This window comes from Franconibacter sp. IITDAS19 (genome assembly GCF_023079515.1).
In the GTDB taxonomy this organism is placed as follows: Bacteria; Pseudomonadota; Gammaproteobacteria; order Enterobacterales; family Enterobacteriaceae; genus Franconibacter; species Franconibacter pulveris.
The window spans coordinates 553,708-568,233 of the sequence record NZ_JALJCP010000003.1; the positions used below are offsets into that span (position 1 = coordinate 553,708).

The window sequence follows — 14,526 nt, forward strand, 5'->3', positions numbered from 1 at the left end:
GCTGGTGGTCTTATCAGCCGCGACGCCGCGTTCAATTGCCAGCTGCCGCCGCAGGTCCGCCAGTTCGTTTGCCTGCTCCATCACCCTGGCGTGTAGATCGCCAGCTTCAGCGCGCCACCATGCGATATCTGCTTTAAGTCGGCGTTGCCGCCGCTTTTTCAGCTTGCTTGGCATCATCCCTCCTTACCCGGCGCTGCGTCACGGCGCACCACGAATGAATGTCCTTCGTCACACTCATACCACCCGTTTTCCTGCAAAAAGGCATCGTGGCCGCACATGTCGCACGCCAGTATTCCCCGCACCGGCTGAACTACTGTTCCTGCGGATCTTTTTACGAAAATAATCCAATGAGTCTTGTCCGCTTTGCCGGTACGCTGCCAGATAACAGGCTTCACATCTGTCAGTGCGATAACCTGGCTAACCGGGATCTGCGTTTCGTTCCATTTGAAAATCAGCACGCCGTGTGGTCTTAGTACGCGGAAGGCCTCTCTGAACCCAGCGCGTAGGTCGTCGCGCCAGGTGTCCCGGTTCAGCTTTCCATACTTCTTCCCTTGCCAGCCGTTAGGGCCAACTCGATTAAGATGTGGAGGATCAAAAACGACAACAGGGAAGGTGGCATCTGTGAACGGTAGTGCGCGGAAGTCGCCGATTACGTCCGGATTAATAACGAGGTGGCGACCATCGCATAGCGTATGTTCTTCGGTCCGAATGTCGATGAACACAGCGCGCTCGTCCTGCTTGTCGAACCAGAACATGCGGCTTCCGCAGCACATATCGAGAATGGGGGTGATATCTGTCATGCTGCACCGCCTTTGCGCAGCTCTGCGGCGAACCCATTCGCAGCCCTGGCCGAATAACTCAACGCTGCGTCATTTTTACTGGGTGTGCCGATTAATGCGCGTTGAGTCTCGGCGAACTTCTCCACACCTTTTGCCTGCAGCTCGCGCTGCGATGCCTCAGTGGTGGGACAATGAGCCCTGATAGCGTCTTCCGTTTGCTTACGTGTTAAGAAACCGCTTTTACCGTCATAGCAGACCATCTGGCTATCGAACCATGGCTGAAGGCCTGCGACAGTGATGCTGTCCGGCAGCTCGGCAACAGCTTCGTCAGTAGTGCCTTCAAGCCAGTCGCGCGCGGATTTGATATCTCCCTGAGCAACGCATACCAATGCCGCCTGCGCGCCGAGCATGGTTTTATGAAACATCCATGAGGTGCTGAGCTCTCTTGCTGCCATGTTCATCAGGAAGGTGTTTTCGGCTACCAGTGCGTCGCTGCGCTTTGTTTTCTCACGCAGCACTGCGGCTAAGACTTCGAGCTGTCCGGCCATGCGCTGGACAAGGGATGCTGCATCCAGTTGGCAGTGCTGCTGAGTACCCAGCAGCACCGCCAACTGGTGGCCTGATTTAGCCAGTTCCTTAGTAATTTCGTAATTCACTGCATGTTCCTCCACTTAATATTTCGCGCTGCACCGCGCTGGATTTTGGTTGCAACAACCCAACCCATGCGAGATAGGTTAAATCGCTTCAACGGGATTTATTCAGGCCTCCCGGAGGAGGGGGGGCGGCCACCTGCACAGGCCGCCCGGTAGTTTCTCCACACAACATGTGAGAGCACCTGCACGCGCTTACCTACTATCACTGTGCCCGGCACGGATTAGGTTATGAGCCGTCCCGCCGGTGGTGCGCTCACATGTTGCGTAAAAAATTGGCGGTAGCAGGAAAATCAGGGAAACCTGTACCGCCGAAAGACACCAAACGTCATTCCTCAGGGTTCTGACACCAGGTCGTAGGGAGCCAGAATGCTGAGCCCTGAAAAAGCTGGCAGCTGTATTTGCACGTAACAGGGCGAACTACCAAAACAGGATTTACTACCTACAGTTTTTGCTAGCTTAAATAATTGTTAGTTCCGCTGTATGATCCAGTAGTTGCTTTAACTATAAGGATTTAGTTTCTCCTTCTGCATATAAAGGTTTTCACATGGCTATTAAGAATCGCACCTCTGTCTTTCCGGTTACCGATTGGAAGGCTGGACCTTTACCCGGTTACCAGGCGCTTGCTCTCAAACTCACTTACCTGACTTACTCCGCAGACGGCACTAACACTGAACACCGGTCTCAATTTTTCGCGTTTCCTCCAGAAATGGTTGAAACGTTGATTTCAGAGCTGCAAAGGCATCTTCGGAATTTGCAGAAATCCGATCAAAGTGACTCTCAACAAGAGAAGCACTGAAAACGTCTGGCCTGATCCGATTCTTTAGTAAGGCGCTGAGTTGTAATGGCGCTTTTATGTCTCCCGCCAACATTCCTTAAATTTGTCTCAGCGAATCATCCGGTCATTCATGCGCCACCGGCGGCTACTTCGTGGGCGTCCTGCCTGTTCGCTTTCGATAAATTGAAAATATACTCTAATTGCGAGTAACGCAAGTATTAATTGCGCAATTCGCAATTTCCAAATCCAAAAAAAGGCCGCACTAGCGACCTGTTTTTTTATTGCGTGTTAACCATGCCGTTTGAAGGCTTGCGATTGGCTAATCAAAACCTTGCCATAGATGTAAAAACGATGCTCATTGCTCTTATCTATGCTCCATTCCCGATACTTAGGATTGTCGGAAATTACAAGAAGCTGGTCAGGTATCATTTGGAGTCTTTTGGCGTAAATCTTTCCATCAAACCCGAAAGTGTAGATGCCATCACCGTCAAACTCGTTAACCGAGACATCAACGAAAACCAAGTCGCCAGGCTCAATGGTGGGGGACATGCTATCGCCACGAACATTAATTACTTTAACGTTTCCAGCGGATCTGCCGCCAAACATCGCTAAAGCTTTTTCATGGCTATATTCAATGGCCTGTATGACATCAATCACATCACTTCCTTGTATATAACCAATCCCAGCGCTTGCACTGGCATCAAGAACTTCGACTCTAAACACATCGGTACCCTCTCCGACTGCGGAATCTGTTTTACTGTTTTTACATACAGTAGTCGCATTATCGGTCGAGGTAAAGAGGTCTGCGACATTAACGCCTAAAGCTTGCGCTAAACGGTTAAGTGTCTGTTCTGTAAATTGCTTTTGTTTACCGGTCTCAAGACGAGAGATATTTGCTGCATCCACCTCTACGGCGTCAGCTAATTCAGCAATTTTCATATTCTTCGCCAAGCGAAGCTGTCTTACTCGATTTCCTATGTTCATGCGCACATTACATGTCCTTTTTGCGTGTCATGCAAAGCAACTTGCGCAAGTTGATAACATGCAATAACATGCGTAATACGCAAATACAGGAGGCGTTATGCAATCACCATTAAGAAAGTTGCGTAATTCGCACGGCTATACGTTATCGCATGTAGCTGGCGGTGTTCAGGTTGACCCAGCCACCCTCAGTCGCATCGAACGTTGTGAACAAGTTCCTTCCGTTGAGTTAGCTGAAAGGCTGGTGAAGTTCTACGAAGGGGAAATCGACGAGTTACAGATTCTTTATCCCAGTCGTTACCAGTCAGCCGAACCTGAAGCAGCTAAACCAGGCAACGCCAATTTAGCGGCAAATTAATTAACCAGTAACTACCAAAGGAAAAACAAGATGGTAGACAGCATCAAAGCAGCAATCAGCGCCATGTGTAAAGCGCACCCGGCAGGCCGTCTTGGTATGGCTGCCGATCTTGGCATGTCCATCGACACCTTTCACAACCACATGTACCAGAAGTGCGGCAGTCGCTTCTTTACCCTGGCAGAACTAGAGCGCATGGAAGACCTGTCCGGCGTTTCGATGCTGGCGGAATACGCCGCGGCGCGTGTCGGCAAACTGCTGGTGGATGTACCGAAGCCGGAATCAATCGACAACGTGGACCTGTTTTCACTCGATATGCAGGCGAACGCGGCGAAAGGCCAGCTGGCGCAGGCGCAGATTGAAGCAGCAGGGGATGGGGTGATTGACCGTCACGAACGGAAAAAGCTTTCCGACCTGTTTCGCAAAACCATTCGACACCAGTTTCACGGCTTCATGGGATTTATGGCGCTGTATGGGGTTTCAGACCAGGCAGTAGAAGTGTTTATGAGCACCAGAAAAGGTGACGCCCCGAGTGTGCAGCTCGAGGCGTCGGGCGCGTCTTTTCAATAGTGGAGAAACTACGCATGAACAGTTTAACAACACAGTACCGCAGGTCGCAACTTATTGCGCTGCCGGTACCGGGTGGAGCCGGTCCGGCGCAGTACCGGTATGCAGTGAGAATACCTGGCGGGCGTGAATGTGTCAGCTACCAGTTCGCTGAATGGGTGGTAGGCGATTTCAACAGCCAGGCGGAGGCGTTTCTGTGCAAGAACTCGACAGACGATACCGCGACTGGCGCGGCGTTGAAGTCCACGTCGTTGGTTACGACCGTGAAAAACGAAAGGTTATCTTCCGGCGCGCCGGCTATCCGCACGACTGCATGCAGCCTGTTGAGCGGTTCCGTGAGAAGTTCAGAAGGGTTGATGCATGAGCACTAAGTTAACCGGCTACGTGTGGGATGGCTGCGCAGCGTCGGGCATGAAATTATCCAGCGTCGCTATCATGGCGCGCCTGGCTGACTTCAGCAGCGATGAAGGCGTTTGCTGGCCTTCTATCGAAACTATTGCGCGTCAACTTGGCGCAGGCCCGAGCACTATCAGAACGGCGATCGCGAAGCTGGAGAAAGAGGGCTGGCTTACCCGTACGCAGCGCCGCAACGGCAACCGCAACGCGTCGAACGTGTACCGTCTGAACGTGGCCAGGCTGCAGGCTGCTGCGCTTTCTCATCTGTCAAAATCTGACGCATCAGAATCTGACCCGTCAAAATTTGAGGCATCAAAATCCGGTCTTGCTGGCGGTTTTGACCCGTCAGAATCTGGCGGGGATCCGTCAGTAAATTCAAAACCAGATCCATCAGATAAAAAACCTTCTTGTCCGGGCGCTTCGCTACCGGACCCTGAACAGGAAATTACCGATCAGGCTATCGAGGTTCTGAAACATCTGAACCTGGTAACGGGTGCCCGCTACCAGAACTCTAAATCCTCTCTCGAAAACATCCGCGCCCGGCTGCGCGAAGGCCACACAGTGGCAGACCTCCAGTTGGTTGTCGACTACAAGCAGGAGCAATGGCGCGACACGGAATGGTACGACTACATGCGCCCGCAAACGCTTTTCATCCCGAGCAAGTTCGAAGGCTATCTGCTCAATGCTACGCGCTGGAATGACCGTAAACGCCCGCCACGTGAGCAGTGGGGCCATAGCCGTGAAAGAGACGTAAACGCAGTTAGCCAGGTAGACACAACAATTCCAGCGGGGTTCAGAGGATGAAATTACAGGATCAGGTTCTTTCAACAATCATCTCGCAGCCGGGCATCGCGTTCGCTGACCTGATGAAGGTTTTTGAAGGCGAAGCGAAGACAAACCTCACCACTTCAGTGAGTCGCCTGCACCTTTCCGGAAAGGTTACTCGCCGCTTCGAAGACGGCCGTTATGTGTATACCACAGCCGCTGAAGATGCACCGGGTGCGCTGTGCGCCTCCGACAAAATCCAGATGCTGGAAGCCGAGCTGAAGCGACTGCTGAGCCAGGGTTATTACCGCCGCGCTGGCGATAAGTGCCTTGACCTGATGGCAGCGTCAAAGACAGACCAGCAGCGGGAGCATTACGCAACCCGCCGCCGTCAGTGTCTCGCACTGGTGAGCAGCCATAAAGAGCGCTCCTGGTATCTGGCCGGAAACTACGTAGGAGATGAGAAGTGATGGCACATAACCTCTATTGCCAGGCGCTTGCCGAACTGCGCAGCCGCGGGGCACACGAGCTTAAGGAAGTCGGCGACCAGTGGCGCACGCCTGACAACATCTTCTGGGGCATCAACGCCATGTTCGGCCCGCTGGTGCTGGACCTTTTTTCAGATGGCGAGAATTCAAAATGCGAGGCGTATTACACCGCTGAAGATAACGCGCTGACGCAGGACTGGTCCGCGCGCCTCGCTGAACTCAACGGCGCCGCATATGGCAACCCGCCATACAGCCGCGCTTCGCAGCACGAAGGCGAATACATCACTGGTATGCGCTACATCATGCAGCACGCCTGCGCGATGCGGGAAAAGGGCGGTCGTTACGTATTCCTGATCAAGGCAGCCACCAGCGAGGTGTGGTGGCCGGAGGATGCGGATCACGTTGCCTTTATCCGTGGACGTATCGGTTTCGACCTGCCGAAGTGGTTTATCCCGAAAAATGAAAAGCAGGTACCGACCGGTGCGTTCTTCGCTGGTGCGGTGGTGGTATTCGATAAGACCTGGCGCGGTCCGGCGATGAGCTACATCAGCAGGAACGAGCTGGAAGCACGCGGCGACGCGTTTCTTGCTCAGATTCGACGTGAGGCAGAGCGCATGCTGGCGAGCACGGCGCCACGTGTGGTTGAAAACGTTACGCCGGCAGTTGAAGAAGATCCGCAGCCTGAGGAAAAGGCAGAGCAGGTTGAACCGCCCTCTGAACCTGAATTTCCTCTCAGCTCTGCGGGCATTCTGGCGCAAAGCGGCGTTGAGGTTTGGGCCTGCGCTCAGGCGGCCTTTGGTGCGAAAGAGCAATATGCCTTCCATGAATCCCGCTTCGCGCACAGCTGGGCCGCTGATTCGGTAGAGCAACCATCACTGGTTACGGTGACAACGGATGTGATTAACCGTGCGCTGGGGCTTATCAGAAAGCACAACAACAAAGTGAAGCTCGAGGCCTTTATGGCGCTGAATGATTTCGCCTTTGAAGATGATGCCGCCCGGCACGATACGCAGGAGCGCCTGGCGATTGTCGCTGATGAGGCAGAGCAGGAGTACAGCCTTGCGATTGAAGATTTCCTGCGGGTGGCCGGTTCGATTGAACCCAAAAGCTGGAACAACATCCGGGTGCTGCGCGCCTGCGTTCGGGCCGCAGTAGAGACACGGGAGCAGGTGGCATGACAAATACCCAACGCTTAACGGCTCGCCAGCAGGAGGTGCTGGCGCTGCTCAAAGGGTTTATTAGAGAGCACGGCTACCCGCCGACACAGAAAGAAGTGGCTTCCCTTATGGGGGCCACCTCGCCGAACGCGGCAGGTAACATGCTGCGCTCACTCCAGCAGCGCGGCGCCATCACATTGGTTAAAGGTGTGTCGCGTGGCATCACCATCAACAGCCAGGCAGAAAAACGCCTGGTTAAAGTGAACCTCAACACGATAGCCCGGTTGAAGCTTAACGATGCCGCGATAGCCGAGTTTAATCATCAGTACGAACAGCTGCGCGCTCAGCATCCCTTTACAGCCCGGCACATCAAAACACCGGAGCCGGACAGCGACGGCTTCTATTCAATGGAGCTTTGGTCCGTCATGAACCTGTTTGGGCATCTTTGCTTTAACGGTGCCGACATCCCTTTCGAGTTGAACCTTGAGCTGGAGGGAGAATGAAACTGACTCTGCCTTTTCCGCCCAGCGTTAACAGCTACTGGCGCGCCCCGAGCAAGGGGCCGTTACAGGGCCGACACCTTGTCAGCGCCGACGGGCGCAAATATCAGAGCAAAGCTGCGGCTGCTGTTATTGAGCAGTTGCGGCGCATTCCCAAACCGACCACCAGCCTGGTGGCGGTGGAAGTGGTGCTTTACCCACCTGACCGTAAACGCCGTGATCTGGATAACTACCTTAAAGCGCTTTTCGACGCGCTGACGCTCGCCCACGTATGGGAGGACGACAGCCAGGTGAAAAAGATGTTGGTGGAGTGGGGACCGGTGACCAGCAAAGGGAAGGTGGAAATCACTATCAGTAACTTTGTGGCGGGTGCAGCCGCCTGATAATGGAGAAACGTATGAACCAGACAAACCTAATTCCTGTTTGCCCGACTCATCACGCGGCGTTAGCCAGCCCGGAACTTTCTATGTCCAGCCGTGAGATAGCCTCGCTTGTCAGTTCGCGTCATACCGACGTGTGTACGACTATCGAGCGGTTAATGAAGAAAGGCGTCATCGAGGGGTATACGGCATTGCCGTACACCCATCCGCAGAACGGCCAGGAGTATCACCACTACCAGGTGAATAAGCGTGACAGCTACGTGATTGTTGCGCAGCTTTGCCCGGAGTTTACCGCGCGCCTCGTGGACCGCTGGCAGGAACTTGAGAGCGTCCAGCAGACGATCGTTCCTCAGTCGCTGCCGGAGGCGCTGCGCCTTGCTGCTGACCTTGCTGAGCAGAAAGAGCGACTGGCGCTGAAGCTGGCCGCCGCGGCGCCGAAAGTTGAATTTGTCGATCGCTACTGTACCGCCAGCGGCTCGCTGTCGTTCCGCCAGGTGGCAAAGCTGTTAAAAGCCAAAGAAACGGATTTTCGCCTGTTCCTGATAGACAACGAGATTATGTACCGTCTCGGCGGCGTGCTGACGCCGCGCCACCAGCATATCGATGCCGGACGGTTCGAAGTGAAAACGGGGACCTCCACGACATCCAACCACGCTTTCAGCCAGGCGCGTTTTACCCCGAAGGGCGTTAAGTGGATCGGCGGCCTGTGGGCTGAGCATGTGGCAAAGGGGAATGTAGCGTGAGAGCACTGTTAACACCGGAAATTGCCCGCGGCATGGGGATCGTGCTGCTGCGCCCGGGCGCTGACCTGATGCCTATCTTCACCTCTGGCCGCGTGCTGGTGGAGCTTCCGCCCGCCAGCATGGCGCACCTGGCCACCGGGGCGCTGCCGCCCGCACGGCAGCCGCTGGCGGAAGATACCGCACTGAGTGGCTTTTTCAGTAACGAACACGTGATCCGCGTGGCGGGTGGTATGCCTTCGCTTGAGCGCTGGCTGATGAACAATGAGGGCGGCTGCCAGTACCCGCACAGCGATTACCACCATCACGAACTTAAGACGTTTCGCCATGCGCCCGGCGCGATCCGAGTGTGCTGGCACTGCGATAACGTGCTGAGCGGCCAGCATACGCAACGGCTTGCAGAAATGGCCCGGGTTAATGTGGTAGCCTGGGTTATAGCGATGGCACGCGGCGCGCTGGGGTTCGATGATTCCCATGAGCTTACGCTGCCGGAACTCTGCTGGTGGGCGCTACGCGAGGAAGTAACCCATGCGCTTCCCGACAGCATCACCCGCCGCGCGCTGCGGCTGCCGGCGGAGCCAATTCATTCAGTAACACGCGAAAGCGATATCGTGCCGTCGGTACCGGTCACGGAAATTCTCAGAGCAAAAGCCGGTCGTGCTGGCGCCGCGGCGAAATGCAGGAGCAGTGAAGAAGTGCTGGCGGAGCAGAACGAACAGCCGCAGCTGCTGGCGCTGAAAGTTGACCCTGAGTCGCCGGAAAGCTTCATGCTCCGGCCCAAGCGCAAGCGCTGGGAAAACGAGAAGTACACACGCTGGGTTAAGCAGCAGCCGTGCGCGTGCTGCAACCAGCACGCAGACGACCCCCACCACCTGATCGGCCACGGGCAGGGTGGAATGGGTACCAAAGCCCATGACCTCTTTGTGTTGCCTTTGTGCAGAAAGCATCACGACGAGCTTCACCGGGACCCCGTGGCATTCGAAGAGAAATACGGCTCGCAGCTTGAGCTGATTTTTCGTTTTTTAGACAGGGCGCTGGCAATCGGCGTTCTGGCGTAGTGGAGTGGAGACCACAGCATGAACCTTGAAGCCTTACCGAAATTCTATTCCCCGAAATCCCCGAAACTCAACGATGCGACGCCAGCCACCGGCGGCGACGCGCTGACGATTACCGATGTGATGGCCGCGCAGGGGTTTGTTCAGAGCCAGGCCTCGTTTGGGTTCAGCCTCTTCCTGTCCAAGATGGGTATTCAGGATCCGCAGCCTGCTATTGATGCGCTGTTTAATTACGCGCTGGCGCTGAAGAACCCGGTACTGAATAAGCTGAGCGAGAAAACGCGCCTTGAGGTCATTGGCTGCCTGGTTAGATTCGCTTATGCAGATTACTCCCGTTCGGCAGCCAGCAAGTCCGCATGCCCGCAATGCGAAGGTGAGGGGCAGGTATCTGTTGAAAAGGTTACGCGTAAAGTTACATACCCATGGGGAAAAGCGCCTTATTGGGCAAGCAAATCCCGGGCAGTCAGACCGTCTGACTGGGAGCGCTGGACAGAGGTGAAAAGCATCGAGAGAGTTAAATGCGACTGCTGCAACGGGAAAGGTGAGTTAAGTACCGCATGTCGTGGCTGTAAAGGTAAAGGCACCGTGCTCGATGAGAAACGCACCAGGCTGCTGGGTGTACCGGTGCAGAAGGTATGCGGTCGCTGTAATGGCAATCGCTTTAGCCGCATTCCCACCAGCCTTGCTCGTAGCGTTGTAGAGCAACTGGTGCCGGATCTGACTAAACACCAGTGGTACAGCGGCTATGCAGATGTCATCGATAAACTGGTAACGAAGTGCTGGCAGGAAGAAGCTTACGCAGAGAAGCTTTTGCGCGAAGTCACAAGATAGAGGCATTTTTATAGATTATGGCAACACAATGCTTGCAAAATTCGGAAAACTTGGTTAGGGTTTTCCCAACGATGGGCATTGTGTATCCAGCGTTAATAAACCCGCTTCCGAGCGGGTTTTTTCATTTCTGGAGGGTTTGAAAATGCAGATCTAAACGGGCAGACCGCAGCCGCAAGGCAGAGCAGCAGTCATGATGCTGCCCCGAGTCGCCATCGAGCGAGCCTGTGTAGTGATGGGTTAGGGTCATAGATTAAAACAAGCTCCGGTAAAGCAGCGCGAATGCCAGACGTGTACCGGTTATAAGCGGCGATGAAGCGACAGCACCTCAAGGGCATGAGCGTGACCACTCCGGTGATGTGGCAAAGAATTTACTGAGGCTCGCATACGCGGGCCTTTTTCATACCCGCGCCACGCTCGGCGCAATTCAACCACAGAGCCTTTCAGAGGTGAGCCAGAGTGATGGTCGGTGTGACCGTCTCTGTGGGCTGACCATCCTGAGCGCTGGCTCACCCCCTAAAAGGAAAGTCACTATGTTCGGTTTCGGTAAAAAAGCCCGTAAAGCAGTAAGCGACATCAAAAAGTTCGAAAAGCGCGATCTGGCGCAGGCAGTGGTAAACGCCGCGTACCTGGTAGCGTATGCCGATGGTGAATGTGAAGCCTCAGAGAAGGCGAAGATTGAGCAGGTACTGCGTAACCAGCCTGCGCTGGCGGCGTTCACCTCTGAAATCAACTCCATCAGCGCGACCATCGTCGGCCAGCTCGATACCAATTTCAAGATTGGTCGCCGTGCTGCGCTGCGCGAGATTGAAGACGTTAAGCACGATACCCGCGAAGCAGAAGACGTGCTCGATGTGGCGGTTGCCATTGCTGAAGCTGACGGTGAAGTTGAGCCGGAAGAGCGCAAGGTGCTGGAAGAGATTGCTAACGCGCTGGGCCTGCGTCTGGAAAACCACCTCTGATGAAAAAACTCCGCTTCGCCGCCGCCGGGGTGCTGCTCTTTCTGGTTGTCGCTATCGACTTCACCAGCAAAGTGATGTCTGTCCTGGCGGATGGCGTGCTGGTGGCCGGGGTAGTTCTTCTGCTCCTGCCGATGCTTAAAACAACTAAATAACTCTCTGCAAAAGGCGTCTGCGGGCGCCTTTGACAGCGCGTTATTTATTCCCGGTAAACATCGTGTGAGTTTGGCAGCAGAATTGAGCAAGTCTTATCGCACCGCTATAAGCCCACTCTATAATTCCACCGTCTGGCTGTTTAGTTTAACAATCACAGGGGGCAGGGATGGAAGAGGGCTTTTACTGGGTGCTTTACGCTGGCGAAAAGCTGGTGGCGTATTATTCGCAGGAAGAAACGCGGCACCATGAAACAGGTGAACTGGTTAACGGCGTCTGGCACTTTGCCGGAACCAGCGGCTGGGTAGCGATGAAAGAAGAGGCTTCGGTTCTTGATGGTCCGTTACAGCCACCAGCATGAATAAAGATTTACTCGCTCTGTGAGCGGAGTCACACCTTCGCTTATCCGGGCATCTATATTTTAACCGTGGCGGCAACATCTCCCCGGCATAACTCCGGCGCCACGCCATAATTAGCTTACTTGAGTGAATCCTGATACTCGGCCAGTTCTCTGTGAACTGGCCTTTTTTTATAAACAAAGATGCAACTGCTTACAGTTTCGCAGCAGTTCATTATTGACGTTGATAGTGGGCGGTTAATACTTCCCGTGTCTGGTTAAAATCCCGCGCCGGAGCGCTCTGTGAATAAACCCGACAGCGGTAATCAGGCGCGGACCACTTAAGCCAGATGTGGTTTGCCAAGGCTACCGGCGCGAAATAAAACTGTTGTGTGTGTTGCCAGTCCTCTCCGGACTGGCTTTTTTTGTGCCCCTTTTTGCCTGGCATGCCCGGGCTTTACTTTGGCCGCAGGCAATCAGCAACCAAATGCCTTTTAACCGCGTGCCTCGCGGCCATTCCCCACTTCGCACAGCACTTCCGAACCCTTAACGGAGGTGAGAGAAATGCTACGTATGAATACCCAAAACGGATTCTGGTCTTATTTCTGGTCAGCCATAACAGGATTCTTCGCCATGTTGACTCTTCAGGATGTGCTTTTCGCCCTGGGGGCAATTGTCACCGCGTTATTTACCTGGCTGACGTATCGCTCCAACAACAAGCGCAACCTGGCGGTTATTGAGGAGGAGCGCAAGCGCACCGACATACTCAAAACCGCTTATGCCCGGGGCGATGTAAACAGCATTCCGGAAGCCGCGAAGATAGTTCAGGACATCAACGCGGTAATGCAGCCGCAGGAGAAATAGCATGGCAATGTCTCCCACGCTGAGAAACCGCATTATCGGCGCGATTGCTGGTGGCGGTGGCGCTGTTGCAATCGCCACGGTAATGGTGTCCGGCAAAGACGGTCTGGAAGGGCGTGAGTATCTGCCTTACCGGGATGTCGTTGGCGTTCTCACCGTATGTGACGGACACACCGGCAGCGACATCATTACCGGCAAACGCTACACGGACAAAGAGTGTGATGCGTTGACCCGCGCTGATATGGCGCGAATCGCCAGGCAGGTTGATCCGCATATCAGGGTTAAAACCACCGATACGCAGCGCGCGGCAATTTACTCATTCGCCTATAACGTCGGCGCTACGGCGGCAATCAACTCAACTCTGATGAAGAAGCTTAACGCCCGCGATTATGCCGGGGCATGCAACGAGCTGAAGCGCTGGGTATTCGCTGGTGGCAAAAAGTGGAAAGGTCTAATGAACCGTCGCGACGCGGAATATGAGGTCTGCAACTGGAGTCAGAAATGAAGCTTCGCTATGTGCTTATGCTCTGCGCCTCACTTTGCGCGGTTACCTGCTTGCTCTCCTGGCGTTCCGGCTGGAACGCGCATGCTGACTACATCAACGCGCTTGCGGCCAAAAAGAAAGACAAGGCGGCTAAGGCAGTCCAGTCGGGCGAGAAAAAAGCGGCGCAGGCCACCAGTGAAGGCAAAGTCATTTACAGAACCATAACCCGCGACGTGGTGAAATATGTTCAGAACCCGAATCGTACCCGCTGTGATTTTGATGATGAGTCTGTCCGGCTGCGCCAGCGAGCTATCGACGCTGCCAACTCCATCAGCGGATTTGATGCAGGAGCCGTGCAAGGCAAGTGATGCTGGCAGGAACAGCGACGAAGACCTGCAGGCTGATGTTGAGACGGCAGAATGTCTGCGCCAGCTTCGGCTTGATAAGTATCGCTGGCAGGTCTGGTATAACGCGGTGAAGTAATTGCAGAAAAACAGCCCTTCTGGTGAAACCTCTGTTGAAACACCAGAAGGGGGCCAATGGCCACACATAGTCTAACGTTATAACTATTCGCTATCTTTTGAAGTGTTTCCAGAGGGATAAATTTGTTTTATGTATAAGCATTATCAACGGCTTCAGCTAATTCTCAGATAAGGACTATTAGATAATTCGTTGACTAACAGTAAGGGCCTTATGCACTAACTGAGAATAATGAATTCAAAATTACTGATAAAAAACAGGCAAAAAAAAGCCTCCGGTGCGGAGGCAATTATGAGTCAATCTTTTTTATGTGCTTCTTGCTTTAACAGCGGGGCAACAATAACAGCTCTCTGATAAATTACAAATCAAATGCATCTTTAGTGTTGGCATTCCGTGCTTTTGTTAGTTTACGACTTCTTATTAATTGGCTTGGCTTATAGCTAGCACCGCCAGTTGCGTTTTCAAACGTACCGATGCTGATTATACCGACATATTTTGGCATGGCTCCTGAATTGACTAGACTTAAGATCCTTTAAGTGAAAAGAGAGGTTCATATGACTGACCGTCCAGTTAATGGTGACCATCCTGACTTTAGCCCCATCCCGGACAATGTAGATGACGATAAGCCGGAGCAGTCAGAAACAACCAAAAAAGATGATCCTGGCTCAGCACCAGAATCTGGTGATAAAGAGCCAGAATGAACAGAAGCCGCCTCCGGGCGGTTTTTTGTGAGTATCACAAGGTGCTTTCACAGCAGAGCGCCTGATGATGTTCTCTCCGCTGCACAACAACACGGTTAGCCACGCTGTGAAGCGCCGCTACTCCGGCCCACT

21 protein-coding genes and 1 pseudogene are annotated in these 14,526 nt (G+C 53.8%); 19 read left to right on the plus strand and 3 right to left on the minus strand.

The genetic code is table 11. The annotated features are described in order from the left end of the window. Positions 1-329: 329 nt before the first annotated feature. Positions 330-800 (minus strand): annotated as a pseudogene (locus MT962_RS12320) (class I SAM-dependent methyltransferase); the annotation flags it as partial. Beyond that, positions 797-1,435: a hypothetical protein gene (locus tag MT962_RS12325; protein WP_247365722.1), complete on the minus strand. Its 639-nt coding sequence runs from the start codon at positions 1,433-1,435 to the stop codon at positions 797-799. The pseudogene MT962_RS12320 and the gene MT962_RS12325, both read right to left, overlap by 4 nt. 541 nt (positions 1,436-1,976) lie before the next feature. Between MT962_RS12325 and MT962_RS12330 the strand changes: the two genes are divergently transcribed. Further along, a complete protein-coding gene (locus MT962_RS12330) occupies positions 1,977-2,228 on the plus strand; it encodes a bssS family protein (RefSeq protein WP_188723315.1) in 252 nt (83 codons plus the stop codon). A gap of 267 nt (positions 2,229-2,495) precedes the next feature. On the opposite strand, the gene MT962_RS12335 is transcribed toward MT962_RS12330, so the two are convergent. Then, positions 2,496-3,191, minus strand: coding sequence for a helix-turn-helix transcriptional regulator (locus MT962_RS12335; protein ID WP_188723725.1), 696 nt, complete (start codon positions 3,189-3,191; stop codon positions 2,496-2,498). A 97-nt stretch (positions 3,192-3,288) separates the two neighbouring features. Here MT962_RS12335 and MT962_RS12340 point away from each other — a divergent pair, with 97 nt between their 5' ends. The 18 genes from MT962_RS12340 (at position 3,289) to MT962_RS12425 (ending at position 14,394) form a co-directional block, all read left to right on the plus strand. Continuing rightward, complete coding sequence (locus MT962_RS12340) at positions 3,289-3,546, plus strand: helix-turn-helix transcriptional regulator (RefSeq protein ID WP_110877009.1); 258 nt, start codon at positions 3,289-3,291, stop codon at positions 3,544-3,546. A 30-nt stretch (positions 3,547-3,576) separates the two neighbouring features. Beyond that, on the plus strand, positions 3,577-4,113 hold the full coding sequence (locus MT962_RS12345; protein ID WP_188723316.1) for a YmfL family putative regulatory protein: 537 nt from the start codon (positions 3,577-3,579) through the stop codon (positions 4,111-4,113). Positions 4,114-4,306: 193 nt separating this feature from the next. Further along, positions 4,307-4,474 carry a DUF4222 domain-containing protein gene (locus MT962_RS12350; RefSeq protein ID WP_188723317.1) on the plus strand — a complete coding sequence of 56 codons (168 nt, stop codon included), beginning with the start codon at positions 4,307-4,309 and terminating at the stop codon, positions 4,472-4,474. After that, positions 4,471-5,310, plus strand: coding sequence for a conserved phage C-terminal domain-containing protein (locus MT962_RS12355; protein WP_247365723.1), 840 nt, complete (start codon positions 4,471-4,473; stop codon positions 5,308-5,310). The genes MT962_RS12350 and MT962_RS12355 overlap by 4 nt, the downstream gene beginning before the upstream one ends. Then, complete coding sequence (locus tag MT962_RS12360; RefSeq protein ID WP_247365724.1) at positions 5,307-5,741, plus strand: PerC family transcriptional regulator; 435 nt, start codon at positions 5,307-5,309, stop codon at positions 5,739-5,741. Before MT962_RS12355 ends, MT962_RS12360 begins: the two co-directional genes overlap by 4 nt. Then, a complete protein-coding gene (locus MT962_RS12365; protein WP_247365774.1) occupies positions 5,741-6,937 on the plus strand; it encodes a phage N-6-adenine-methyltransferase in 1,197 nt (398 codons plus the stop codon). The genes MT962_RS12360 and MT962_RS12365 overlap by 1 nt, the downstream gene beginning before the upstream one ends. Then, positions 6,934-7,419, plus strand: coding sequence for an SOS-response repressor and protease LexA (locus MT962_RS22305; RefSeq protein ID WP_348773185.1), 486 nt, complete (start codon positions 6,934-6,936; stop codon positions 7,417-7,419). The genes MT962_RS12365 and MT962_RS22305 overlap by 4 nt, the downstream gene beginning before the upstream one ends. After that, entirely contained in the window at positions 7,416-7,799 is a 384-nt protein-coding gene (locus MT962_RS12375; protein ID WP_247365725.1) for a RusA family crossover junction endodeoxyribonuclease, read from the plus strand. Before MT962_RS22305 ends, MT962_RS12375 begins: the two co-directional genes overlap by 4 nt. 14 nt (positions 7,800-7,813) lie before the next feature. Next, positions 7,814-8,539 carry a DNA-binding protein gene (locus tag MT962_RS12380; protein ID WP_247365726.1) on the plus strand — a complete coding sequence of 242 codons (726 nt, stop codon included), beginning with the start codon at positions 7,814-7,816 and terminating at the stop codon, positions 8,537-8,539. Next, the gene (locus MT962_RS12385; protein WP_247365727.1) at positions 8,536-9,594 is read left to right on the plus strand and encodes a DUF968 domain-containing protein; all 1,059 of its coding nucleotides are present in this window, start codon (positions 8,536-8,538) and stop codon (positions 9,592-9,594) included. The genes MT962_RS12380 and MT962_RS12385 overlap by 4 nt, the downstream gene beginning before the upstream one ends. A gap of 18 nt (positions 9,595-9,612) precedes the next feature. Continuing rightward, positions 9,613-10,422: an antitermination protein gene (locus MT962_RS12390; RefSeq protein WP_024559551.1), complete on the plus strand. Its 810-nt coding sequence runs from the start codon at positions 9,613-9,615 to the stop codon at positions 10,420-10,422. Positions 10,423-10,952: 530 nt separating this feature from the next. Continuing rightward, complete coding sequence (locus tag MT962_RS12395; protein WP_024559530.1) at positions 10,953-11,381, plus strand: tellurite resistance TerB family protein; 429 nt, start codon at positions 10,953-10,955, stop codon at positions 11,379-11,381. Continuing rightward, positions 11,378-11,533, plus strand: a complete 156-nt coding sequence (locus MT962_RS12400) for a DUF3927 family protein (RefSeq protein WP_024559552.1) — start codon at positions 11,378-11,380, stop codon at positions 11,531-11,533. The genes MT962_RS12395 and MT962_RS12400 overlap by 4 nt, the downstream gene beginning before the upstream one ends. A gap of 167 nt (positions 11,534-11,700) precedes the next feature. Further along, positions 11,701-11,892, plus strand: a complete 192-nt coding sequence (locus MT962_RS12405; protein WP_024558469.1) for a hypothetical protein — start codon at positions 11,701-11,703, stop codon at positions 11,890-11,892. Positions 11,893-12,501: 609 nt separating this feature from the next. Continuing rightward, complete coding sequence (locus tag MT962_RS12410; protein WP_051373948.1) at positions 12,502-12,732, plus strand: hypothetical protein; 231 nt, start codon at positions 12,502-12,504, stop codon at positions 12,730-12,732. Positions 12,733-12,739: 7 nt separating this feature from the next. Beyond that, positions 12,740-13,234: a lysozyme gene (locus MT962_RS12415; RefSeq protein ID WP_247365775.1), complete on the plus strand. Its 495-nt coding sequence runs from the start codon at positions 12,740-12,742 to the stop codon at positions 13,232-13,234. Further along, on the plus strand, positions 13,231-13,581 hold the full coding sequence (locus MT962_RS12420; RefSeq protein ID WP_247365729.1) for a hypothetical protein: 351 nt from the start codon (positions 13,231-13,233) through the stop codon (positions 13,579-13,581). The genes MT962_RS12415 and MT962_RS12420 overlap by 4 nt, the downstream gene beginning before the upstream one ends. A 666-nt stretch (positions 13,582-14,247) precedes the next feature. Then, positions 14,248-14,394 (plus strand): hypothetical protein, encoded by a 147-nt coding sequence (locus tag MT962_RS12425; protein WP_167541497.1) that lies wholly within the window; start codon positions 14,248-14,250, stop codon positions 14,392-14,394. The last annotated feature ends 132 nt before the right edge of the window (positions 14,395-14,526 follow it).